The following is a 22,041-nucleotide window of genomic DNA, read 5'->3' as shown; positions in this document are numbered from 1 at the left end:
AGCCATGCAACCCATGAAAAACGCTGTCCTTGCCGCGATCACCGCGGGCCTTTTCGCACTTCTTCCGACCCTTTCCCCGGCCCATGCCGAGGCGCATGAGGATGCCCCGATGGACGAAGCTCCCAAATGGTCGATCGCGATCCACGGCGGGGCCGGCACGCTCAGCCCGGACAACATGACGCCGGAACGGCGCGCGGAGTATGAGGCAGCCTTGCAGCAGGCCCTGGACGCCGGGGCGAAGGTGCTGGCCGATGGCGGCAGCGCGATGGACGCGGTGAAGGCGGCGATCATCCCGATGGAGGATTCGCCGCTGTTCAATGCCGGGCGCGGCGCGGTGTTCACATGGGAAGGGCGCAACGAACTCGACGCCTCGATCATGGACGGACGCGATCGCAGCGCCGGGGCGGTGACAGGCGTTACCACAGTAAGGAACCCGATCCTGCTCGCCGACATGGTGCGCACCGACAGCCCGCATGTCTTCCTGATGGGGGAGGGCGCGGAGCAGTTTGCGACCGAACGCGGGTTTGAAGTCACCCCGCCCGAATGGTTCGCGACAGAGGTCCGGCGGCAGGCGCTCGAACGGATGAAGGCGCGGGAACTGTCTGCGCTCTATGTCGATCACAAGTTCGGCACGGTGGGCGCGGTCGCCCTGGACCAGCACGGCAACCTCGGGGCGGGTACGTCGACCGGAGGTATGACGGGTAAGCGTTGGGGCCGCATTGGCGATGCACCGGTGATCGGCGCGGGCACCTATGCGGACAACCGCTCTTGCGCGGTCTCGGCGACAGGATGGGGTGAATATTTCATCCGCGTCGGCGTGGCGCAGGAGATTTGCACAAGGTTGCGGATTGCAGGTCAGGCGTCCGTTGTCACACCAATCCCTGAAGATGGTCTGACTGGTGAACTTCGCGAAATGGTTACTGGAGATGGTGAGACATCTCGCCAGATCTGGCATGCTCGGCGGGCTCAGAGGGCTGCCGATGACGTCATGGCCGAAGTTGCCGAGCTTGGCGGTGATGGCGGCATTATCCTCGTCACGCCCGAGGGCCACGCTCTTTACAGCTTCAACACCACCGGCATGTATCGCGGCCGCGCCAACAGCGACGGGATGAACGAAGTCGCGATTTTCGGTGGAGAGGACGGCGCGGGTTCGGGCAATACGCCCGATCATTGATCAGTCGATCAGCCCGGATTTATCTCGGGCAAACCGCACAATCACCTCGCCAACCCGCGCCAGTGCAGTCTCGGCGCGGGTCTGCATATCGTCATCCGCCTGCCGCGCCCTCAGATAGCAGGCGAATATGATCGGCGGCAGCCCGTCAGGGCCTTCTGCGAACCCGATGTCGATGTAATTGCCATCGGTGCCGATCAGCCCGCTTGTGCCGGTCTTGTCGCCCGCCACCCAGCCTTCGGGCAGCCCCGCGCGCACGCGGCGCAACCCCGTGTTGGTCTCGACCATCCAGCCTTTCAGATCGGACCGCTCAGCCTGCGGCAGCACATCGCCATAGACGATCTTCGCGACTGTGCGCGCCATGGCGGCCGGGGTGGTGGTGTCACGATATTCGCTCGGCGGGACGATGTTCATCTCCGGTTCCCATCGGTCCACCCTGCTCACTTCATCGCCAATCGAGCGCCAGAAGCCGGTGAGCGCCGGCGGGCCGCCGATTTCGCGCAGCAGGAGGTTGGCGGCGGTGTTGTCCGAAGTCACCTGCGTCGCCCGCGCCAATTCGCGTAAAGTGGCCCCGGTGCCGATCCTTTCGCGGGTGAAGGGTGCGTAGGCCAGCAAATCGGCTTCGCTCCACGTTACGAGGCGATCCGCATCATCCTCTCCGCTGGCGTGGCGCTGCAACACCTTGGCTGCGAGCGAAAACTTGAAGGATGAGGCATGCCCGAACCGCCGATCGCGGTTGATCCCGAGGGACCGGCCCGTGGCAAGATTGATCAGTTCCACGCCCAGCGTCCCGTTCGCTTCGCCTTCGATCTGGCGCAGCATTGCGGCATAGCGGTTGCCTGGCCCTGTTTCGGGCGGTGTCACTTCGGGCAGGCGCAGCGAACAGCCGGGGAGCATGGCCCCCGCGATCAGCGATCCCGCCACAAATCCGCGCCGTGAAATCGTCATGAATGCTTGTCCGCCTTGCGTTTGCCGAAGCGCATGTCGCCTTCGAGCTTGGCACGCAATTGCGCATAAAAGGCTTCGAGAAAAGCGCGTTCGTCGCCTGCGCCCGGATCCCATCCGATCTTGCGGCAGATGGTGGCGTGGACTGCGGCCAATGCCTCGGGCCGGGCTTCGCGCAGCAACCGCTCGAGCGTCTGCAATTCATGCTCGCCATAAACCGACAGCTCTTCTTCACCGAAGTCATAGCGTACCCCGGTGGTTTCGCTGGTCGCATCGGCAGCGGCGCCTTGGGTGGACAGCGCTTCGGCCAGCTTGGTGCGGGGCGCGTCGATCACCCAAGTGCCGGCGATCACGTCGCCTGCGCGCATCGCGTCCTTGTTGAAGAACGGGAACAGCGCGAACACAAGGAACCACAGCAAGGCCGCCCAGATCATGCTGCCGCCGTCGATCCCGGCGGCGCTGGTGATCAGCGTGACGATGATGAAGATCAGCGGATAGAATATCTCGATATCGCGCAGCAGATTGCGGGCGATCACCGCTTCGGGGGTCAGCCTGCCCCCGCCGCGCGCGGCGATGCGGATACCGACCGCGCGCTTGCCCAGCGTGGCGCCGCGCGGGCCCAGTTCTTGCACCAGAAAATACCCGTACCACGCAATGAAGACGAACAGGATCCGGATCACGACGAGGAATTCAGCAGCCCCGGAAATCGACTGGTCGGCCGCATCGGCCAGATCCTCGACAGCGCCGCCGATAGTCAGGCTGAGCAAGATCTGGAACAGGACCAGCGCAATGTTGAGGAACATGAAGTCGAGTGCCAGCGCGCCAAACCGCGATGCGCGCGAGGCCACCTTGACCGGCACGGCGATGCCCTCGGGCGTGACCAGTACCCGCGCGCGCTTGTCGGCTTTCGCGAGGGCGGCGCTGCTCATGCGGCTTCCTCCGCAGTGTCATGATCAAGCCTGCGCGGCTTGTAGAGGAAGAAATAGGCGAGCCAGAACGTCAGGAACGCCCCGCCGATTGCAAAACGGCTTTCCGATGCGGCGACCAGCTGGCGCGGGAAGGCTTCCAGCAAGGCGGCAACGATCATCATGATCACCACGCCCACCATCACCACCGCGCTCCGCCTGCCGCTGGTGGAGGCGGCTTCGAGCACCGAACGGTCGCCCGGAAACGCCATCGACCGCCCGATATGCAGGCCGGCGGCACCCGCCAGCAGGATGCCGAACAGTTCGGTGGTGCCATGCACGCTCAGCCAGGCCGAGAATTCGACCAGCAGTCCGGCTTCGTTGAACAGCCAAAGCGCCGCGCCCAGCAAAGCCATGTTGTGGATGAGCAGCATCAGCGACGGAATGCCGAACGCAAATCCGAGCGCAAAGGCGAGGATGCAAACGCCCGCATTGTTGCTGAACAGATAGGCGGCGAAAGCGGACAGGCCGCCCGTGCTTTCCTCAACCTGCAAGGTGGAAAGCAATTCTTCCCGGCTGGCACCCGGCACCCGCCCCCCGGCCATCTGGGCGGGGACAAGGCGATAATACCAGTCCTGATCCTGCACCACGAGCAGCCAGCCAACCACCGCGCCCGCCACCATCACGAACAGCGCGATGCAGATGTCGAGCCAGATTTCGCGCACCGCGCGGCTCCATCCGCCAAACAGAAACTCGCGCAGCCAGGCAAAGAAACCCTTGCGCGGGCCATAGACTTGAAACCACGCACGCTGGATGAGACTTTCGAGATAGGACAGCGTGGCGAGATCAAGCGAAGTTTCACGCGCGACCGATAGGCTGGATGCAGCGGTGCGGTACAGCGTCGGCAGCGCCAGCAGATCGTCATCGTCGATCCGCTTGAGCCCGCCCTTTTCCATGCGGGCGATAATGTCTTCGAGCCGCCGCCAGTCGCCTTCGCGTTCCAGCCGGAAACGGTCGGAACGCAGCGCCGCGCTCTCGATATCGGCGGGTGCGGCCATTTCTTGGCGGCCAAACCACGATCCCAGCATCGGCGCCTTCATCCGATTGCCTCGCTGTTCTTGATCAGGAAATACTTGTCGATCAGACGATACCCGATCTGGCGATAGGGCGCTTCGATCACGTCGACGCCCATGCGACGGAGCCGCTGCAACACGATCTGGCGCTGGTGCAGCAGGGTGTCCGCCGTCACCGAGCGGGCAAGCGTCGCAACATCGCCCGGTTCCTCTTCGATGAAACTTTCAAGCTCGCTGTCGGCAATGGTGACGAACAGCACCAGATGCTTGTTCACCAGTCGCCCGATGCTTTCGATCATCATTTCCGCCGCCGTAGGATCGGTGAAATCGGAAAACAGCACGATGAGAGAACGGCGTTTGAGTTTTGAAGTGAGCGTTGCCAGCGCAAGGGTGAAATTGGGTTCGACCGGTTCGTAGTCGAGGCCCGCCGCCGCGCTTTGCAAACGGTGGAACGCCCGCGAATCCGCCACAAACGGCGTCATCACCTGCGGCCTTTGGGCAAAGCCGAAGAGCGAAACCTTGTCGCCCCCTTTCAGGGCGACATAGGAACAGGTGAGCGCGGCCGACACCGCCCGGTCGATGCGCGGCAGGCCGTCTACCGGTTCGCACATCGCCTGTCCGCAATCGAAGGCGAAGACGATCTGGTTGTTGCGCTCGCTTTCGTTTTCACGGGCATAAAGGTGGTTGTGCCGCGCGCTGGCCTTCCAGTCGATCCGCCGCCGGTCCATGCCCGGTTCGTATTCCGACAAAGCCTCGAACTGGGTGCCTTCGCCGCGAATACGCCGCGCGATCAGCCCGGTCTGGGCGTTGCGCAGAAAGGTCTGCAACTCGCGCGAGCGAACCGGTGAAAGATCGGGCCAGATGCGCACCTGAGTATCAAGCGTTTTGACCGATTGCCGCGCGCCAAGACCCAGTGGTCCTGACCAGCGCAGCCATGCGCGGCTGATGTCGCCCGTTCCGCGCCGTTCCGGCCTTACTTCGGTGGTACCGCTGTGGGTTGCGGTGTCGGCATCTGGCAACAGTCCCAGCACGGCCTTGCCCGCTTCGCCCAGCCGGGGATCGAATTCCAGCGCCGCCCTTGGCCTGCCGACCATGCGCCCTGCAAAGCGCGCATGGACATCGAGCGCGCACGGCTGGCCGACTTCGGTATCGGCAGGTGCGACGACCTGCCATTCGCGCACTCCCCCTGCCATCAACCCGTCGATCACCACCAACGCAATTAGAGCCACTGCGGCAACCGGCGCGATGATCCATAGCTCCGGCGAAACGGCGCCGATCACCAAAGCCAGCGGCGCGAAGGCGGCTATCAGCCACGCGGCGAGCTTGGTCGGGACAAGGGGCAGGGAGAATGCCATGCTATTAGTCGTCGATCACCATCCTGCCGATCATCGGGGCGCCTGGGTCGCGTCGATCAGTTCGGCCACCAGAGCCTCCACATCGCGACCCTCGATTTCGGCGGCAGGGCTGAGTGTGAGACGGTGACGCAGCACCGATACTGCAAGCGCCTTCACGTCGTCGGGAATGACATAGGCGCGGCCTTCGAGCGCGGCCCGCGCGCGGGCGGCATTGGCGAGCATCACAGCGGCGCGTGGCGATGCGCCGACAGCGAGTTCGGAATGCTCCCGCGTCGCCCGCACCAACCGCACGACATATCGGGTGATCTCGTCGGCCACGGTGACATGATCCAGCGCGGCACTGGCGGTGGCCAGCATTTGCGCATTGGACACAGGGGTGACCCCCAGATCGGCCGGCTTTTGCGGGCCTGAGCGCGAACCATAGGTGGCAACGATCCGCGCTTCTTCCGCTTCGTCGGGATAGGGAACCAGCAGCTTGAACAGGAACCGGTCAAGCTGGGCTTCGGGCAGCGGATAGACGCCCTGGTTTTCGATCGGGTTCTGGGTTGCGACCACCATGAAGCGGGGCGGCAACTGGTGGGTTTCCCCGTCCAGCGTCACGCGCCGTTCCTGCATCGCTTCGAGCAGCGCGGCCTGTGTCTTGGGCGGTGTGCGGTTGATTTCGTCCGCCAACAGCAATTCGCAGAAGATCGGCCCGCGCGTCAGCGTGAATTGGCTGGTCTGGAAATTGAATAGGTTGGAGCCAAGGATATCGCCCGGCAGCAGATCGGGCGTGAACTGGATGCGCCCGTAATCAAGGCCGAGCGCGGTGGAGAATGCCTGCGCAAGGAACGTCTTGGCCGTCCCCGGAGGCCCTTCGAGCAGGACGTGACCCTGACTGATCAGGGCGACCAGCAGGTGATCAACCATGGCGTCCTGCCCGACAATCGCTTTTGCCACTTCCGCGCGGATGGCCTGTGCGAGATCGCGCACCTGTTGCAGCGTCATCGCGCCGGCTTGCGGGGATTGTTGCTGCGGTGTGTCCATTTCTGTGCTCATCGGGATGCTTCTCTTTCTGAATGGCCAGATGTCTTGTGCAAAAGCTCGTAAAGGGCCTGCGCGGCGCGCAGTATGTCGACCGGGCGTTCCGCCTCTCGCAGCCGTGCGGCGCGGCTGGAAAAGCTTTCTTCACCGGGCAATCGGCGAGAGACGGCGGCGTCGAGCGTTTCCTCATCCGCCCGGGCAAGGCCGAGCGCATGGGCCAGCTTGCGCTCGATCAGCGCGATATAGGGTTCGCCCAGCAGCCGCATCCGCCGCGCTCGCACGATCAGCCCGGCCCCATTGCTGACCAGCCGGCGCTTGCCGAAAGCTATTTCCTGCGCAGGGGCCGCCGTCGGCCCGAACCGCAAGAAAGCGCGCCAGCCCACGATCAGCAGGGCGAGGATCAGGCACAGCGTTGCGGCAAGGAATGGCGGCTGGAAGGCGAGGGTCAAGAGGTTGACCGAACCGCCATAGCCGTTGAGCGTCAGGTCGATCGTGATCGCATCGGTATCGCCATATCCAGCCTCCCGCACCAATGCGAGCGCGGCGGCGGCCCGGGTCGGATCGGCAAGCCCGTAATTGTTCATGAGGTCCGGTTCCGCCACGAACATGACCCAATGCGCGTTTTCGTAGTATTCGCTGCCTTCTTCACCGACGACCTGAACCGCCAGCGCATGGCCACCGGCATCAACGATCAAAGGCTCAAGGCCTGCGCCGGATTCGGCATAGCTGATTGTTCTGGTCGGAAGCTCGCCCGACAATTCCAGCCCGCCCCATGATGTTGCCGCATCGTCTTCGAGTTTCTCGATTTCATGGGTAAGCTTGAAGGGGGGCGGCAGCTCGCTGGTCCAGTCCTGCGCGCTTGCGTCGATCAGGCTGACCCAATCGTCCTGCATCCGTTCCTCGTCTGCCTCGATCACATCATCGCGGGGTTTGATCGCCTGCCATTTTGGCAGGATCACCAGAGTCGGGCCGAGATACTCGCGATTATTCAGGATTTCAGCGAATTCCTCAGGGTCTGTGAATGCAGGAGGGGTGAGGATCAGCAGGTCGGTCGTCTCGAGCCCGGCGCGGCTGCGGGAAGTTTCGACGGTGTACCCATTCGCCTTGAGCAGCCTTGCCAGCCCTGAATAGCCGTTGATCCCGTCAGCCGCGGCATGCGCTTCGCCGCCGCTGTCAGGTTCACCGGTGTCGCCCGCGGCGATGAAATAGAGCATGGCCAGAAATGCGATGAAGCCCACCACCAGCACCGCCAGGAAACCACCCCTGCTGAATGGCGATGCGCCGCGTGCCCGCTGAATGCCGGTGCTCATGCCTTGCCTCCTTCGATCCGGCTGAGCGCGAAATCGGCATAAGCATTGCGGGCCGCTTCCCAATCGGTGCGGTCGAGAGCGGTAAGCGCGAACAGGCTGCGTTCGACCCGCTCGGCAATCGTGGCAAAGGCCCCGCGCGCCTTTTCTGAAAGCGCGGGCAGGGCGGCAAGTTCGCGCGCGGTGCTCGAAGGTTCGACCCAGTCGGGCCGTGCCCGCGCGATCTGCCCGACACTGCGGATCAGCAACAGATGGGTTGCCTCGTCAAACCGGCCTTCGTCGGCCAAACGGTCCGCATCTTCGAGCAGGGCAAGCGATTCTTCGCGGTCTGGCGCCCATTCCGGCTCGCTCCGCGCCCGGCGTGCAGCTTTGGCGCGTTGAGCCAGCGGGCCGAATGTGCGCGCCAACAGATACAGGACGAACGCTGCCAGCAAAGCGAGCAAGACCCATTGCAGCACCGGCCAGGAAAGGCCGAGCGCCTGACCAACCGGGGCAAGCATCGAAGCGAGAAAATCAAGCACGGCACCCAGCATCTCTGCCAGCCATCCGGGCTCGGGCGGGTCTGGCGGGACGAGGGTGATCTCTTCAAACTGGATGTCGGGATCGCCGCGCAGTTCCTGCCAGCCATCGGGCGCGCCCACTGCATTGGCAGGAGGGCTGCTGGCGACAGGAATTGCGGCAGGTGCGCCCTGTTCTGCCGGAATGGTCTGCACAGCGTTGGTCATGCAAGCGCACTGGTGGCATGGCCACACCGGCGGTGCAACAGGCTTTGGCGTCTTTTCGCTGGTGCTTTGGGGTTAACCGCGCTTGCGGCCCTGTTCGTAGGTGCCCAGCACTCGCAATTCCTTGGAATGAAACGCACATTCCTCCAACGCACGATCGACTGCCGGATCGCCGGGGATGCCGATGATGTCGGCGTAGAAGCGGGTGGCGGAAAAGCTGGTGCCTTGCTGGTAGCTTTCCAGCTTGGTCATGTTGACGCCGTTGGTGGCGAACCCGCCCAGCGCCTTGTAAAGCGCCGCCGGAATGTTCTTCACTTCGAAGACGAAGGTGGTGATGGCTGGTTTTCCGGCGTCGACATTGATGAAGGTCGGCTTGTCCGCGAGGATCACGAAACGCGTCATGTTGTCGTCGCTGTCTTCGACATTGCGCTCGACGATATCCAAGCCGTAAAGTTCCGCCGCGATCGCGGGCGCGATGGCAGCAACCGTCGGGTCGCCTTTCTCGGCCACAAAGGCGGCAGCGCCAGCCGTGTCGGCATAGCTGAGCGGAACAATGCCCCGCTCCCGCAGGAAGAATCGCGACTGACCCAAAGCCTGAGGGTGGCTGTAGGCGGCTTCGTATGGTCCTTCGCCAAGGCCCATCAGCGCGTGATGGATCGGCATGAAGTATTCGCCGACAATGGCAAGGCCACTTTCGGGTAGCAGGAAATGGATGTCGGCCACCCGGCCATGCTGCGAATTCTCAATCGGGATGATCGCCTGACCCGCGCGCCCGTCCTTCACCGCTTCAAGCGCGTCTTCGAAACTGAAGCATGGAAGCGGCAGGGCATCGGGGCGCGCTTCCATTGCGGCGCGGTGCGAATTTGCGCCGGGAGAACCTTGAAACGCGATGGCACGCGCCGGATCGGCCGCGGCAGCGGTGCGCAGTTCTTCGACTATCGAAAGGGCAGGGCCAGGAAAGCTGTGCATGGTTGACAGCCTGCTAGAGCCCCCTTGCGTTGTCGGCAAGTGGGGCTATTGGCGCTTCTTGCGTTTGATGCACCAGATGGTGATGCGTTTCGCCTTGCACGGGCCAAGGGGGCGCATTAAGGGAGCGCCGGGATGACACAAGAAACCAACAATGAAGCTTCGCAGGGCGCGGATCAGGGCTCGGGCGATCTGTTCAACACCGCAGCGGGTTGGGTGCTTTTTGCAGCCGGCCTCGGCCTTGGCTTTTCGATCCTCGCGGACAAGTATTTCCACGGCTACGATCCGGAACGCCCCGAACAACTGGGCTATGTAATCGAAGGCGCGGTTGAGGAAGACTCCGGCGCGAAGGAAATCTCCTTTGCCGAGGCTCTGGCTTCCGTGACCGTCGAAGATGGCGAAAAAGTCTTCGCCAAGTGCTCGGCCTGCCACTCGATCGATCAGGGCGGTGCCAACGGTGTCGGCCCGAACCTCTATGGGGTTATGGGTGCGGCCATCGGTAGCCACGCCCCCGGCTATGCCTACAGCTCGGCAATGGCGAGCTTTGGCGGGCAGTGGGGCTGGGACGAAATGAACGAGTGGCTGAAGAACCCGCGCGGTTACGTCGATGGCACCAAGATGGGCTTTGCCGGTCTGTCCAGCATCGAAGACCGGGCCGCCGTGGCGCTGTACATGAACGCGAACGGCAGCAGCCTTGCCCTGCCTGAGTTCACTCCGGCAGAAGAACCGGTCGCTGAAGAAGCCGCCGAGGGCGAAGTCGCAGCCGAAGCGGCTACGGAAGAAGCAGCGGCGGCAGAAGCAGCCGAATAATCCGATCTCGGGGCGCGTTCAGTCGCGCCCCTTGAACCCCTGCGCAACCACGTACCACTCCGAAGAGTCCTTGCGGCTTGCCGGTGGTTTTGCGTGTTTGACGCTGGTGAAATGCTTTTTCAGCAGCGCCAGCAATTCGGTGTCGGTTCCGCCCGCCAGCACCTTGGCGACGAATGCCCCGCCTTTTTCCAGCGTTTCCACCGCGAACCAAGCCCCAGCTTCGACAAGCGCCATCGTGCGCAAATGGTCGGTCTGTTTGTGGCCCACCGTGTTTGCCGCCATGTCGGAAAGCACGAGATCGGGCGCGCCGCCCAGCGCTTCTTCAAGCATCGCGGGGGCCTTGTCGTCCATGAAGTCCATCTGGAAGATGGTGACGCCGTCGATCGGTTCGGTCGGCAGCAGATCAATGCCGACCACTTGCGATTTGGGCGTCTTTGCCCGCACGACCTGGCTCCATCCGCCCGGCGCAATGCCAAGGTCGACCACACGTTTCGCCCCGCGAATCAGGCGAAACCGATCATCCAGTTCGATCAGCTTGTAAGCGGCGCGGCTGCGGTACCCGTCGGCCTTGGCCTGCCGGACATAGGGGTCGTTGAGCTGGCGTTGCAGCCAGCGGGTCGAGCTTTCGGTGCGCTTCTTGGCGGTCTTGACCCGCCGTTCCGGGTTGCGGCCTGAACGTGTCATTTGGACCCCTGCCCGTTAGTCTTGTGCCCGTTTGGCCTGCGCGGTTTGCTCGCCCGCATTTCGTTGAGCGCGCGCAGGCTGCGCTCGCTCTGGCGTTCGGCGGCCATCAGGCTGCGCAAGATTCCTTCGCGAATGCCACGATCAGCAACCCCCAGTCGCTCCGCCGGCCAGAGGTCGAGTATCGATTCGAGAATGGCGCAACCTGCCACCACCAGATCGGCGCGATCCTGCCCGATGCATGGCAATTCGCTGCGCTCCTCCGGCGACATTGACGACAAATCGCTGCTGATGGTGCGCATGGCATGGGACGGTACGATCAAACCATCCACCGCCTTGCGATCATAATGCGGCAATTCAAGGTGAAGGCTCGCCAGAGTGGTGACTGTACCGCTGGTGCCCAGCAGGCGAATGTCGTCGCACTGTGCGGCTTCGGCAATCCGCTGCGCAAAGGGGGCGAAACTGTCCGAAACCAGTTGTCGCATCCGGGCGTAGCGATCCAGCCGTGCAGCACGACTGTCCTCTCCCCGGCCCACGGTATCGGTCAGGGATACCACGCCCCAGGGCACGCTTTGCCAGTCGATGATGCGCGGGATGCGCCCGCCCGGTTCAAGCAGTACGAGCTCGGTCGAGCCGCCGCCGATGTCGAAGATTACAGCCGGGCCTTCACCCTGTTCGAGCAAAATGTGGCAGCCCAGAACGGCCAGCCGGGCCTCCTCCTCAGCGCTGATGATGTCGAGCACGATGCCGGTTTCGCGGCGCACCCGCTCGATGAATTCCGCTCCGTTTTCGGCCCTGCGGCATGCCTCTGTCGCCACCGATCGGGCAAGGCGGACATTGCGGCGGCGCAGCTTGTCCGCGCAGATGGACAGGGCGCCCAGCGCCCGGTCCATCGCCTCGTCCGAAAGCCGGCCGCTGGTTGCAAGCCCTTCGCCCAGTTTTACCACGCGGCTGAAGGCGTCGATTACGGTAAAGTCGCGACCTGAAGGCCGCGCGATCAGCAGGCGGCAATTGTTCGTTCCGAGATCCAGCGCGGCGTATGCTTCTCCGCGCATTTGAGGCGCACCTGCGGCCGGTCGGCCCCCTACTTCACGCAAGGCCTGGCGACGCGAGCCAGTTCCGCGCTGTCCGCGCGTTTTGGGTGCTTCGTTGCCATCGCCTTTGCGCGCTTTCGGGGCGCGTTTGGCATTGGACCTCTCGTTCGGCCTCTGGCCTGGCTGGTGGGAGCGCTTGTAGCGAAAATCGGCTACTTTGCCGGACCTGTCGCCCCTGTTTTTACCAGCTCTCCTGTTCTCGTCCGGCGGAAGCGTATCCGCCATAAATCATTCTTTCTTCTCACTGACGCGAATGGAGCGCCAGCACCTGAAGCCAAATCTAACAGCGGTGCAGGGCAAGAGCAAGCAAGTCGGCCTTGACCGCGCAGTCTTGCGAACCTAACAGGCGCGTCTCGCACGGCAGAGCAGTCTGATTCTGCGCGCGGTAATGCCCCGTCGTCTAATGGTAAGACTACGGACTCTGACTCCGTCAATTGAGGTTCGAATCCTCACGGGGCATCCAGCTTTTTCCTGACAACTGTTGTCTTGCCCGCGACTTGCTGCGCGCCTACTTGCCGATGCATGACAGAAAAAGACCTTACAGACCGCAAGTTCTACCGCGCCGGTGAAGAAAGCCGGTTCGCCGACGAATCCCCCGAACGCACCCCGCAAACGATGCATCCAGCCTACAAGCTGGCGTTCCGCGATACCGAATTCCTGCTGCGCGACGAATTGCGCCCGGTCCGTTTCCAATTGGAATTGCTGAAGCCTGAAATGCTGCTCGACGAGGCGCGCGTGGGTTCGACCATGGTGATGTACGGCTCCGCCCGCATCCCGTCGCCCGAGCAGGCGCAGGCCAAGATCGACGCGGCCAAGGACGGCAGCGAATACGAACAGAAAGTCGCAGCCAATCTCGCGGCGAAGGCGAAGTATTATCACGAAGCCTACAAGCTTGCCCGGCTGGTTTCAGAAAAGGCGATCATCGAAAACGGCAAGCGCCAGTTCGTCGTCACCACCGGGGGTGGTCCTTCGATCATGGAGGCGGGCAACCGCGGTGCCAGCGATGCAGGGGGCGAATCTATCGGCCTCAATATTGTGCTGCCGCATGAGCAGGCGCCCAATGGCTATGTGACGCCTTACCTTTCGCTCAATTTCCATTACTTTGCCCTGCGCAAGATGCATTTTCTGCTGCGCGCGCGGGCCGTGGCGGTGTTCCCCGGCGGCTTCGGCACATTTGACGAATTCTTCGAACTGTTGACCCTGATCCAGACCGGCAAGATGAAACCGATCCCGATCCTGCTGTTCGGCGAGGATTTCTGGACCCGCGTGGTCGATTTCGAAGCCATTGCCGAAGAAGGCACGATTGCGAAATCGGATCTCGACCTGTTCCAGTGGTGCGAAACCGCCGAAGAGGCATGGTGCCACATCGCGGATTTCTACCAATTGGAGTGCTAATCCAGACGCCGCACCGCGTGGTGGCCGAGCGGCCCGTTGCCGGCGCCAAAGCCGGGGGCGTTCTCGATTGCAGCGCGCACGAAGTTCCGGCCTAGGCGCACGGCGTGTTCAAGCGGCTGACCGTGGCCCAGCAGGGTCGCAATCGCGGCTGAAAGGGTGCAACCTGTGCCATGGGTGTGCGGGGTATCGATCCGGTGGTGATCGAACTGCACCGCACGGGCATCCTCACCCGGCTGATACAGGATGTCGATGATCCGCGCGTCGCTGGTGTGGCCGCCTTTGGCCAGCACCGCCGCGCCGGTCATATGCGCGAGTTCCTCCGCCGCCTGAGCCATTTGCGATGAATCGGTCAGGTTGCGTTCGAGCAGGTGCGCAAGCTCGGGCAGGTTGGGGGTGACCAGTGTCGCAAGCGGGAACAGTCGCTCGCGCATGATCGCAATCGCTTGCGGATCGATCAGAGCCGCGCCGCTGGTTGCGATCATCACCGGGTCAAGCACGATCGGGGCTTTCACCCCTGTCAGCGCATCGGCGACATGGGTGATGATGTCGGCATCGTGCAGCATCCCGATCTTGATCGCATCGACCCCGATATCCTCGATGCACGAGGCGATCTGTTGCGCCACGACTTCGCCGGACATCGGCGCGATGGCCTGAACGCCGACGGTGTTTTGCGCTGTGACGGTGGTGATCGCCGTCATCGCATAGCCACCCAGCATGGCTATCGTCTTGATGTCGGCCTGAATTCCAGCGCCGCCCGATGAATCCGATCCGGCGATAGAGAGGATGCGCGGGGGAGGTTTGGTCATCCCTTGAACTTCCGCTCCGTGCTCGGCGGGAATTTGGCGTGCAGACTTGCTGCGCGGGTCGGCCTGTCCATCAATTCGCCACCGCAATTGGGGCAAGCATCGTCGAGTTCCTCGGCGCATTCGGCGCAATAGGTACACTCGAAAGAGCAGATGAACGCACCGGGCGCTTGAGCAGGAAGATCGGTGCCGCAGCGTTCGCAATCGGGGCGCATTTCAAGCATGGCGTCAGTCCTTTCAGGTCGCGCTGCGCACGGCGTCGCAGATACGGTCGACCACTTGTTCCACCTGCGCCGCATCGTCACCTTCTGCCATGACACGGATTACCGGTTCGGTGCCCGAAGGACGGATGACCAACCGCCCTTTGCCCTCAAGCTCGCCTTCGGCATCGGCGATCACCGCGCGCACCGTGGCATCGTCCAGCGGAGCGCCACCTTCGTAGCGGACATTCTTGAGCAATTGCGGCACGGGGTCGAACTGGTGCAGGATTTCGCTTGCCGGACGCCCCGAACGCACGAGGCTGGCCAGCACTCGCAGAGCAGCCACCGATCCGTCCCCGGTGGTCGCGTGATCAAGCAGGATCATGTGACCCGACTGTTCGCCGCCGACGTTGAAGCCGCCTTCCTTCATCCGTTCGAGCACATAGCGATCGCCGACCTTGGTGCGCTCCAGCGTCAGTCCCTTGCTGGCGAGGTGCCGTTCAAGCCCGAGGTTGGACATGACCGTGGCGACCACGCCGCCGCCCTTCAGCGCGCCCTTTTCCAGCATGCGGCCCGCGATCAGCGCCATGATCTGGTCGCCATCGACCTTCTTGCCTTTTTCATCGACCACGATCAGCCGGTCGGCATCGCCATCGAGCGCGATCCCGATATCCGCACCTTCGGCCACCACCTTGGCCTGCAGTGCCTCGATCGCGGTGGAGCCGACCCCGTCGTTGATATTGGTGCCATTCGGCTCGACACCGAGCGTTATGACCTCCGCGCCAAGCTCCCAGATGGCGGAGGGCGCAACCTGATAGGCTGCCCCATTGGCGCAATCGACCACCACCTTCAGCCCGTCGAAGCTGACTTCGCTCGACACCGATTGCTTGATCGCATGGATGTAACGCCCGCGCGCATCCTCGATCCGGCGGGCGCGGCCGATCCCTTCAGGCATGGCAAGCTGCGGTTTCTGATCGAGCAAAGCCTCGATTTCGGCTTCGGCCTCGTCCGAAAGCTTGAACCCGTCCGGGCCGAACAGCTTGATACCGTTGTCTGCATACAGGTTGTGGCTGGCCGAAATCATCACGCCGAGGTCGGCGCGCATTTCACGGGTCAGCAGCGCGATTGCAGGCGTGGGCAGCGGCCCTGTCATGATCACGTCCATGCCGACGCTGGTGAAGCCTGCCACCAGCGCGCTTTCCATCATGTAGCCGGAAAGCCGCGTGTCCTTGCCGATCACCACCCGGTGACGGTGGCCACCGCGCACGAAATAATTACCCGCCGCCTGGCCTACGCGCATCGCGGTTTCGGCGGTTATCACCCCGGCATTGGTGCGACCCCTGATTCCATCCGTGCCGAAGAATTTGCGTGCCATGCCTGCTATTCAAACCCCATGATTGTCTGCGACCATTTGTCAGGCGCTTCTGACGCGGTTATCGCCGGAAGGGAAGGGTGAGAGCGCCCAAAGGGAACCGAATTGTTGGACAATCCATCTTCAGAAGCCGCTCCTGGCGCAAGCTCCGGGTCGATCGAAAGCCGGTTTGAACTGGTCACGATCCGTCTGCCTGTCGTCGCGACCTTCGCCGCGCTGGTGCTCGGACTTGGTGCAGGCGTCGTCCTTTCATCGGCTGATCTGGCTATGTGGTTGCAGGATTCGATCGCCTTGATCGGGACCTTGTGGCTGCGCGCTTTGCAGATGACCATCATTCCGCTGGTAGCGGCCTTGCTGGTGCTGGGCCTTTCACAAATGGTCGAAGCTGCCAGTGCCGGGCGGGCCGCACGGCGTTTCCTGCTGCTGGTGATCGGGGTGGCAATCACCGGGGGATTGTTCACTGCCGTAACCCTGCCCTGGCTGCTCGACGTGTTCCAGATCCCTGCAGATGCGGCGGGTTTCATCGCTGAAAGCGCGGGGGAAGGGCAGGAAGTGCCGGGCATCCTCGATTTTCTGAAATCCTTGATCGCGCCCAATATCATCGCGGCTGCGGCGGAAACCAACATGCTGCCGCTGACGATTTTCTTCGCACTGTTTGCGATTGCGATCACCCGCTTGCCCGAACGTCAGGGCGAAAGCCTGCTCGGTTTTTTCCATGCCATTGCCAATGCCATGCTGCTGATCATCGGCTGGGTGTTGTGGATCGCGCCGATTGGCGTGGCCGCGCTCGCATTCGGGGTGGGGCTGCGCAGCGGAGGAAGCGCTTTTGCCGTTCTGGGCCACTACATCCTCGTGGTGTCGGCAATGGGGGGCTTCATCTTCCTGCTCGCCTATGCAGTTGCGGTGGTGCTTGGCCGGGTCAGCCTAGCAAAGTTCGCGCGCGCGATCCTGCCCGCACAGGCGGTGGCGGTGTCGACCCAAAGCTCACTTGCCAGCCTCCCGGCCATGCTGGACAGCGCGTCGCGACTGGGCCTGCGTGCGAGCACTTCGGAATTTGTGCTGCCACTGGCCGTCGCAATCTTCCGCGCGACCAGCGTGGCAATGAACCTTGCGGTCGCGCTTTATGTCGCGGCACTGGCCGGGATCGAGGTGCCGTTTGCGCTGATGCTGGTGGGGATCGCCGTGGCGGTGGTGATCAGCATCGGATCGGTGTCGCTTCCCGGATCGATCAGCTTTGTCGTCTCGATCGGGCCGATTGCCTTGGCGATGGGCGTGCCGATCGAGCCATTGGTGTTGCTGGTGGCGGTGGAAATGCTGCCCGACATCATGCGCACTCTTGGCAATGTGACGATGAACGTGGCAGTCGCCAGCGCGGTGGATCGCAGCCGGGATCAGGCCTGAGCGTCGCTCACGCCGCGTTCTAGCACCTCGCCCTTGAACAAGGGTTCGCCGAATATGAAACCGACCAGATTGGGCCGCCCGATATGATCGAACAGCGCTGTCAGCGTCAGCAGGATCGGCACCGATAGCAGCGCGCCCGGCACACCCCATATCCAGGTGAAATAGGACAGCGCGATCAGGATCATTACCGGGCTCATGGTGAAGCGCGCGCCCAGGATCGATGGGGTGATTACATTCGCCTCTACCGTATGAAGCGCGATATAGGCGATGGCCGGGATCAGACCGAGCCATACCGTCTCTGCCGTGCCAAGCCCGAACAGCGCCAGCAGCGCCGTCATCGCCAGCGGCCCGACATAGGGAATGAAATTGAGGATCGCGGCAAGCCCGCCCCACATGATCGGGGCATCGACCCCCAGTGCCCAAGCACCCAGCGCAACGACCACTCCGACCCCTGCGTTTATGAAGCCGACGGTGATGATGTATGCGGCGACCTTGTCCTGAACCTCGCGCATGGCGCGCGCTGCCTTCACGCTGGAGCCGAAGCTGGCGCGATCGAACAACAGGTGCCGCCGCATCCGCACACGCGCCTCGATCATGAAGAACGCCATCAGGAACATGATCAGCACCTCCACCACCACGCTGGGGGTGGAATAGGCGATTTCTTCCAGCAGGCTCGGGGTTGCCAGCACCACTTCGACAGTGCCGCTGTCGCCCATCAGCTTGGCCATTTCCTCATTCGCCATGGCGAGCCACGCGAATTCCTCTCGCAGATCGGCAAATCGCTGGCCGACAGTGGCTGCAATGGCCGGGATTTCGTCAAACAGGTCCAGCGCAGGTTGCAGGATCAGGGCGAGCGCCAGAAGCAGAATGCCGAGAAAGACCGTCAGCGCGCCAAGCGAGGCAAGGACATTGGGCAGGCCCAGCTGCGCCAGCCGATCGGCCAGAGGAGAAAGCAGGATGGTCAACAGGATCGCGGTGACCAGCGGCAGGAAAACCACCGACCCGATCGACAGAACAAACGGGAGAGCAAGGAACAGTCCGAGGCCGATCAACAGCACCAGCGCCGACATCAGCCGCAATTCCTGCTCCGCCAGAATCAGCCTGCGCTGATTGCGTTGGCGGGCGCTGTCGCTGCGTGGCTGTTCTTCTGGCGCTTCGCTGTTCATGGCAGGGTGTCACTCACGGTTTGCGCCTTTATCGCAAGCCTGAGCGGCTTCGCCAAGTGTTCTAGCTCTTGGCAGTCGCTACGCCTCTGCCCGCGGCAACATCGTCCAACTCTTCGAGAATAGCGCTGTGAGCGATGTCGTCATCGACGGAACGCTGCGGAATGGTGCCTTCGGCCAGCATGGTGTTGAGCGTGGCCCGGGCCCGTCCCACCCGGCTCTTGATCGTGCCGATCGCGCAGCCGCAGATTTCCGCCGCTTCCTCATAGGAAAACCCGCCTGCCCCCACGAGCAGCAGCGCCTCTCTGCGTTCCGGCGGCAAGGTCAAAAGGGCGCGGTGCATGTCGGAAAGGTGGATAGGTTCTTCCTGTCCGGCGGGAGCCGTCAGGATGCGTTCCGCGACCCCTTCGTCATATTCGCCGCGAAAACGGTTGCGGCGCATATCGGTGAGATAGGCGTTGCGCAGGATGACAAAGGTCCACGCCCGCATCGAGGTGCCTGGTTCAAACCGGTCTTGGGCAGCCCATGCCTTGAGCATGGTTTCCTGCACCAGATCATCAGCCATGTCGGGCCTGCCACACAAGCCGCGCGCAAAGGCGCGCAGATGGGGAATGACCTCTTCGAGTTCGCGCCTGAAATCAGCCTTCTGATCCGGAGTGCGCTTTGGCTGGTTTTCGGCTTGTCCCATCAGGCCTCGCCCCCGCTTCCCGACGCGCCGCATTCGCCATCGGATGCGTCAAGTTGAGCGAGGAGATCCTTGAACGAATTTGGGATCGGTTCGTCGACGACTGTGTCGTAAAGCTGTTTCAGCCCGTCTGCCCACGCAGGCGAATGCGCAGCGTTCTTCGGCTTGTCATGCCGGTCGCCGTCGTCATCGGGTTTGCCATTGGCTGCCATGCGCAGAAGTTTCCCATCCCAATCGTCACGCGATCATAAGCCGTTTGAGCAAACTATGCCAAACCGGATCGCAAGACGTTGTGATTTGGGAACGATGCGCGCCTTGTTTTGTTCCGTGCTCAGGCCTTACGAAGACCGTGGCAGGAACCTTGGGAGAGAAGATCATCAGCGCATCGGGCAGGCCTACTATTGATCATGCAGGCCCTGAAGCAGTTGCCGAGGCCGGTGCGCTTGCGCGTGCGTGGCAGGCGAGATCCCTGCTGGTGCGCTATCCTAGAGCCATTCCCGCCGCGATTTTCCTCGCCATTGCTGCGATAACCGCCTTGAGTGTTTATGCGATCGAAACGAACGCCAAGCAAAGCAGCCGGGCCGAAGTGCGCGATTACGCCCAGTCGATCGCTTCCGCATTGGAACGGCGCGGCAACAATTTCTCCTCCTACCTTCGCGCGGGCGCCGCTCTTTTCGCCAGCATCGATGAAGTAAGTCCCCAGACATTCAGCCAGTTCGTCGCCGAACTGAGGCTGGATCAGAATTACCGTGGTGCAGAGGGTATCGGCTGGATCGAAGTGATCGAGCCGGGGAGCAGCACTGCCTACCTTGCGCGCGTGAGGGCATCGCAACCCGATTTCCCGGATATTCGCCCGCCAGCATCACAAGCTGGAGAGGTAATCGCCCCGGTTACCTATTTTTCGCCTGACACTTCCCGCAATCGCCGGGCGCTCGGGTTTGACATGTATTCGGAGCCGGTGCGTGCTGCTGCCATGGAAGAGGCGAGGCGCACTGTCATGCCGACAGCGTCAGGTCGCATTGTGCTGGCGCAGGAAGGCGCTGGCGAGGCGCCGGGGTTTGCGATCTTCATGCCTGTCTACCGGTCTGTGCCTCAATCGCCGACACAGGATCGTGCCTTGGCAGGATACATCTTCAGCTCGTTCAATGCAGGGCAGTTCCTTGACGAGGCGATCGAGCGTTCGCCGCCGACCGAACTGGGCGTGCGGCTTTACGACACGGAGACCGACAACAGGCACTTGCTGGTATCGCGTTCGACTGGAGCGGCAGGCACCGACAGGTTCGAGTTGCCGGTGAACATCGCCAATCGCGATCTTGTTCTGGTGATCGACTCTGCAGACGTACGCGGTCTGGCGCCGCTTTCGATGGTTACGCTGATGTTCGGAATCTCGCTGGCGAGCCTGCTGATGCTGATCCTGCGTCTGCTGGCACGTCAGGCGCGCGAGGACGAGGAGCGGATTGCCTTTTTCGAAGAGCAGAATTCAATCCGCAATTCGCTTTCGCAGGAGCTTAATCACCGGGTCAAGAACACGCTCGCCAATGTGCTTTCGATCATGTCGCTCACGCGCCGCAGAGCCAGCGGGCTCGATGATTTCGCCGACAGTCTGGAAGGACGCGTCCGCGCGCTTTCGGCGACACACGATCTTCTGACCGGGACAGATTGGGGTACGACCCCGATTCGTTCGGTGATCGAGGCAGAACTGTCGCACATCGTTTCGGGCGATGCGGCGGAACTGGTGCTGGAAGGCCCCGCAGTGGAACTGGCCCCCAATGATGCGCTGTCATTCGGTCTCGCGATCCATGAACTGGCCACCAATGCTGCAAAGTTCGGCGCGCTGAGCGTGGCAGGCGGGATGGTCAGCATCCGCTGGTCGCTTGAGAGTGATTGCCTTGCCAAGGTGGAGTGGAGCGAGAGTGGAGGGCCGCTTGTGCAGGCAGCACGCCAGAGGGGCTTCGGCACCGATCTGATCGAGAAGATCGTCGCCCACGAACTGAAGCACAAGGTCGAACTGGATTTCAGACCCGAAGGCGTGCGCTGCGTGATCTGCGTACCGGTGCGCAGGCGAAGCGAGTTCCAGATGCGCAAGGTGCCCGCAAAGGGGCAGGGGCTCTAGAGCGGTTTGCTCGATCCGAAGAACAGCGCCTGGCTGATCGCGGCGCGCACCGTCTGTTCCTGAAACGGCTTCGTCACCAGATAGGTCGGCTCGGGCCGGTCCCCGGTCAGCAAGCGTTCGGGATAGGCGGTGATGAAGATCACCGGCACACTGTCGATCGCGAGAATATCATCCACCGCGTCCAGACCTGATGATCCGTCGGCAAGCTGGATGTCGGCAAGCACAAGGCCGGGACGCTTGGCTGCGACCACTTCGAGCGCCTGAGTGTGCGTTGCGGCGGTGCCGCAGATTTCATGGCCGACGGAAGTAACGAGGTCTTCCAGTTGCATGGAAATCAGCGGTTCGTCTTCGATGATCAGCACCGAAGTCGACTGTTCGCGATCAATTTCGCTGACCGCCTCGGCGACGAGCGATTCGACCTGTGCGGTTTCCAACCCCATGATCTGCCCCGCTTGAGCCGGGGAGAAGTCTTCGAGTGTGGTCAGTAAAAGAGCCTGACGGTTGAGCGGGGTGATCGCTCCCAACCGGTTCTGCGCTCCGGCTTCGTGTTCGCCAGCCTGCGACGATACCGGCTCGATATTGACGTTTGCGCTCGACCATACCGCGTTGAACGCCCGGTAAAGCGGGATGCGGCCACCCTCGAGGGATGCCTTCAGAGCAGGATCGGCCAGCGCCGCTTCAAGCGTGGCGCGGACAAACGCATCACCGGTGCTTTGCGACCCGGTAAGAGCGCGCGCGTACCGCCGCAGGAAGGGAAGATTCGTCGCGATTTGCTGACCCAGTGACATTGTCTTCTCCTGCTTGATTGCGGCCGTGTGGCCTCGGCTTACCTGCATATGGAATATTTTTCAGAAAAA

Annotated in this window: 22 protein-coding genes and 1 tRNA gene; 6 read left to right on the top strand and 17 right to left on the bottom strand. The window is 62.6% G+C overall.

Annotated features, from left to right (window positions below):
* The first annotated feature begins 13 nt into the window (after window positions 1-13).
* Window positions 14-1,174: an isoaspartyl peptidase/L-asparaginase family protein gene (locus AABA34_RS16155; RefSeq protein ID WP_445083744.1), complete on the top strand. Its 1,161-nt coding sequence runs from the start codon at window positions 14-16 to the stop codon at window positions 1,172-1,174.
* Here the strand turns inward: AABA34_RS16155 and bla are convergent, their stop codons facing one another.
* From bla to AABA34_RS16115, 8 genes are all read right to left on the bottom strand, one after another.
* Window positions 1,175-2,119, bottom strand: a complete 945-nt coding sequence (gene bla / locus AABA34_RS16150; protein ID WP_338303374.1) for a class A beta-lactamase — start codon at window positions 2,117-2,119, stop codon at window positions 1,175-1,177.
* Window positions 2,116-3,045 (bottom strand): RDD family protein, encoded by a 930-nt coding sequence (locus tag AABA34_RS16145; RefSeq protein WP_338303373.1) that lies wholly within the window; start codon window positions 3,043-3,045, stop codon window positions 2,116-2,118. Before AABA34_RS16145 ends, bla begins: the two co-directional genes overlap by 4 nt.
* Entirely contained in the window at window positions 3,042-4,121 is a 1,080-nt protein-coding gene (locus AABA34_RS16140) for a stage II sporulation protein M (RefSeq protein WP_338303372.1), read from the bottom strand. The genes AABA34_RS16145 and AABA34_RS16140 overlap by 4 nt, the downstream gene beginning before the upstream one ends.
* Window positions 4,118-5,449, bottom strand: coding sequence for a DUF58 domain-containing protein (locus AABA34_RS16135; protein ID WP_338303371.1), 1,332 nt, complete (start codon window positions 5,447-5,449; stop codon window positions 4,118-4,120). Before AABA34_RS16135 ends, AABA34_RS16140 begins: the two co-directional genes overlap by 4 nt.
* Window positions 5,450-5,479: 30 nt before the next feature.
* The gene (locus tag AABA34_RS16130) at window positions 5,480-6,436 is read right to left on the bottom strand and encodes an AAA family ATPase (RefSeq protein WP_338304757.1); all 957 of its coding nucleotides are present in this window, start codon (window positions 6,434-6,436) and stop codon (window positions 5,480-5,482) included.
* Window positions 6,437-6,483: 47 nt separating this feature from the next.
* Entirely contained in the window at window positions 6,484-7,782 is a 1,299-nt protein-coding gene (locus AABA34_RS16125; RefSeq protein ID WP_338303370.1) for a DUF4350 domain-containing protein, read from the bottom strand.
* A complete protein-coding gene (locus AABA34_RS16120) occupies window positions 7,779-8,504 on the bottom strand; it encodes a hypothetical protein (RefSeq protein WP_338303369.1) in 726 nt (241 codons plus the stop codon). The genes AABA34_RS16125 and AABA34_RS16120 overlap by 4 nt, the downstream gene beginning before the upstream one ends.
* A gap of 72 nt (window positions 8,505-8,576) precedes the next feature.
* On the bottom strand, window positions 8,577-9,470 hold the full coding sequence (locus AABA34_RS16115; protein WP_034955415.1) for a prephenate dehydratase: 894 nt from the start codon (window positions 9,468-9,470) through the stop codon (window positions 8,577-8,579).
* Between the two features lie 132 nt (window positions 9,471-9,602).
* Here AABA34_RS16115 and AABA34_RS16110 point away from each other — a divergent pair, with 132 nt between their 5' ends.
* A complete protein-coding gene (locus tag AABA34_RS16110) occupies window positions 9,603-10,277 on the top strand; it encodes a c-type cytochrome (RefSeq protein ID WP_051700121.1) in 675 nt (224 codons plus the stop codon).
* A gap of 18 nt (window positions 10,278-10,295) precedes the next feature.
* On the opposite strand, the gene AABA34_RS16105 is transcribed toward AABA34_RS16110, so the two are convergent.
* Window positions 10,296-10,961, bottom strand: coding sequence for an RlmE family RNA methyltransferase (locus AABA34_RS16105; RefSeq protein ID WP_338303368.1), 666 nt, complete (start codon window positions 10,959-10,961; stop codon window positions 10,296-10,298).
* Window positions 10,958-12,277, bottom strand: a complete 1,320-nt coding sequence (locus tag AABA34_RS16100; protein ID WP_338303367.1) for a Ppx/GppA phosphatase family protein — start codon at window positions 12,275-12,277, stop codon at window positions 10,958-10,960. Before AABA34_RS16100 ends, AABA34_RS16105 begins: the two co-directional genes overlap by 4 nt.
* Before the next feature lie 164 nt (window positions 12,278-12,441).
* Here AABA34_RS16100 and AABA34_RS16095 point away from each other — a divergent pair.
* Window positions 12,442-12,515: transfer RNA gene (locus AABA34_RS16095), tRNA-Gln, on the top strand.
* A gap of 59 nt (window positions 12,516-12,574) precedes the next feature.
* Window positions 12,575-13,447 (top strand): LOG family protein, encoded by an 873-nt coding sequence (locus tag AABA34_RS16090; RefSeq protein WP_338303366.1) that lies wholly within the window; start codon window positions 12,575-12,577, stop codon window positions 13,445-13,447.
* Here the strand turns inward: AABA34_RS16090 and thiD are convergent.
* The 3 genes from thiD to glmM are packed head-to-tail and all read right to left on the bottom strand — an operon-like array spanning window position 13,444 to window position 15,825.
* Entirely contained in the window at window positions 13,444-14,253 is an 810-nt protein-coding gene (gene thiD / locus AABA34_RS16085; RefSeq protein WP_338303365.1) for a bifunctional hydroxymethylpyrimidine kinase/phosphomethylpyrimidine kinase, read from the bottom strand. The two genes, AABA34_RS16090 and thiD, sit on opposite strands and share 4 nt — an antisense overlap.
* Entirely contained in the window at window positions 14,250-14,474 is a 225-nt protein-coding gene (locus AABA34_RS16080; protein ID WP_034955408.1) for a DUF1272 domain-containing protein, read from the bottom strand. The genes thiD and AABA34_RS16080 overlap by 4 nt, the downstream gene beginning before the upstream one ends.
* A gap of 13 nt (window positions 14,475-14,487) precedes the next feature.
* Window positions 14,488-15,825, bottom strand: coding sequence for a phosphoglucosamine mutase (gene glmM, locus AABA34_RS16075; protein WP_338303364.1), 1,338 nt, complete (start codon window positions 15,823-15,825; stop codon window positions 14,488-14,490).
* Between the two features lie 105 nt (window positions 15,826-15,930).
* Here glmM and AABA34_RS16070 point away from each other — a divergent pair, with 105 nt between their 5' ends.
* Window positions 15,931-17,223 carry a dicarboxylate/amino acid:cation symporter gene (locus tag AABA34_RS16070; protein WP_252258790.1) on the top strand — a complete coding sequence of 431 codons (1,293 nt, stop codon included), beginning with the start codon at window positions 15,931-15,933 and terminating at the stop codon, window positions 17,221-17,223.
* Here the strand turns inward: AABA34_RS16070 and AABA34_RS16065 are convergent.
* From AABA34_RS16065 to AABA34_RS16055, 3 genes are all read right to left on the bottom strand, one after another.
* Window positions 17,214-18,389: an AI-2E family transporter gene (locus AABA34_RS16065; protein WP_338303363.1), complete on the bottom strand. Its 1,176-nt coding sequence runs from the start codon at window positions 18,387-18,389 to the stop codon at window positions 17,214-17,216. The genes AABA34_RS16070 and AABA34_RS16065 overlap by 10 nt on opposite strands.
* 61 nt (window positions 18,390-18,450) lie before the next feature.
* Window positions 18,451-19,074, bottom strand: a complete 624-nt coding sequence (locus tag AABA34_RS16060; protein WP_338303362.1) for a sigma-70 family RNA polymerase sigma factor — start codon at window positions 19,072-19,074, stop codon at window positions 18,451-18,453.
* Window positions 19,074-19,283 (bottom strand): NepR family anti-sigma factor, encoded by a 210-nt coding sequence (locus AABA34_RS16055; protein WP_338303360.1) that lies wholly within the window; start codon window positions 19,281-19,283, stop codon window positions 19,074-19,076. Before AABA34_RS16055 ends, AABA34_RS16060 begins: the two co-directional genes overlap by 1 nt.
* 149 nt (window positions 19,284-19,432) lie before the next feature.
* Here AABA34_RS16055 and AABA34_RS16050 point away from each other — a divergent pair, with 149 nt between their 5' ends.
* Window positions 19,433-21,184, top strand: a complete 1,752-nt coding sequence (locus tag AABA34_RS16050; RefSeq protein WP_338303359.1) for a CHASE domain-containing protein — start codon at window positions 19,433-19,435, stop codon at window positions 21,182-21,184.
* Here AABA34_RS16050 and AABA34_RS16045 read toward each other — a convergent pair.
* Window positions 21,181-21,972, bottom strand: coding sequence for a response regulator (locus tag AABA34_RS16045; RefSeq protein ID WP_034955849.1), 792 nt, complete (start codon window positions 21,970-21,972; stop codon window positions 21,181-21,183). The two genes, AABA34_RS16050 and AABA34_RS16045, sit on opposite strands and share 4 nt — an antisense overlap.
* Window positions 21,973-22,041: the final 69 nt, after the last annotated feature.

The sequence above is a fragment of the Erythrobacter sp. Dej080120_24 genome, assembly GCF_036322605.1.
GTDB lineage: Bacteria > Pseudomonadota > Alphaproteobacteria > Sphingomonadales > Sphingomonadaceae > Erythrobacter > Erythrobacter aurantius.
Note: the sequence above shows the minus strand (reverse complement) of the source record. Positions and strands in the feature narration are given on the sequence as shown.

Bases quoted from the DNA above. Each gene is read 5' to 3' on its own strand.
- AABA34_RS16045 (WP_034955849.1), bottom strand. From the start codon at position 21,972: ATGTCACTGGGTCAGCAAATCGCGACGAATCTTCCCTTCCTGCGGCGG.
- AABA34_RS16080 (WP_034955408.1), bottom strand. From the start codon at position 14,474: ATGCTTGAAATGCGCCCCGATTGCGAACGCTGCGGCACCGATCTTCCT.
- AABA34_RS16100 (WP_338303367.1), bottom strand. From the start codon at position 12,277: ATGGCGGATACGCTTCCGCCGGACGAGAACAGGAGAGCTGGTAAAAAC.
- AABA34_RS16105 (WP_338303368.1), bottom strand. From the start codon at position 10,961: ATGACACGTTCAGGCCGCAACCCGGAACGGCGGGTCAAGACCGCCAAG.
- AABA34_RS16110 (WP_051700121.1), top strand. From the start codon at position 9,603: ATGACACAAGAAACCAACAATGAAGCTTCGCAGGGCGCGGATCAGGGC.
- thiD (WP_338303365.1), bottom strand. From the start codon at position 14,253: ATGACCAAACCTCCCCCGCGCATCCTCTCTATCGCCGGATCGGATTCA.
- AABA34_RS16065 (WP_338303363.1), bottom strand. From the start codon at position 18,389: ATGAACAGCGAAGCGCCAGAAGAACAGCCACGCAGCGACAGCGCCCGC.
- AABA34_RS16120 (WP_338303369.1), bottom strand. From the start codon at position 8,504: ATGACCAACGCTGTGCAGACCATTCCGGCAGAACAGGGCGCACCTGCC.
- AABA34_RS16140 (WP_338303372.1), bottom strand. From the start codon at position 4,121: ATGAAGGCGCCGATGCTGGGATCGTGGTTTGGCCGCCAAGAAATGGCC.
- AABA34_RS16055 (WP_338303360.1), bottom strand. From the start codon at position 19,283: ATGGCAGCCAATGGCAAACCCGATGACGACGGCGACCGGCATGACAAG.
- AABA34_RS16135 (WP_338303371.1), bottom strand. From the start codon at position 5,449: ATGGCATTCTCCCTGCCCCTTGTCCCGACCAAGCTCGCCGCGTGGCTG.
- AABA34_RS16130 (WP_338304757.1), bottom strand. From the start codon at position 6,436: ATGACGCTGCAACAGGTGCGCGATCTCGCACAGGCCATCCGCGCGGAA.
- glmM (WP_338303364.1), bottom strand. From the start codon at position 15,825: ATGGCACGCAAATTCTTCGGCACGGATGGAATCAGGGGTCGCACCAAT.
- AABA34_RS16155 (WP_445083744.1), top strand. From the start codon at position 14: ATGAAAAACGCTGTCCTTGCCGCGATCACCGCGGGCCTTTTCGCACTT.
- AABA34_RS16115 (WP_034955415.1), bottom strand. From the start codon at position 9,470: ATGCACAGCTTTCCTGGCCCTGCCCTTTCGATAGTCGAAGAACTGCGC.
- bla (WP_338303374.1), bottom strand. From the start codon at position 2,119: ATGACGATTTCACGGCGCGGATTTGTGGCGGGATCGCTGATCGCGGGG.
- AABA34_RS16060 (WP_338303362.1), bottom strand. From the start codon at position 19,074: ATGGGACAAGCCGAAAACCAGCCAAAGCGCACTCCGGATCAGAAGGCT.
- AABA34_RS16145 (WP_338303373.1), bottom strand. From the start codon at position 3,045: ATGAGCAGCGCCGCCCTCGCGAAAGCCGACAAGCGCGCGCGGGTACTG.
- AABA34_RS16090 (WP_338303366.1), top strand. From the start codon at position 12,575: ATGACAGAAAAAGACCTTACAGACCGCAAGTTCTACCGCGCCGGTGAA.
- AABA34_RS16125 (WP_338303370.1), bottom strand. From the start codon at position 7,782: ATGAGCACCGGCATTCAGCGGGCACGCGGCGCATCGCCATTCAGCAGG.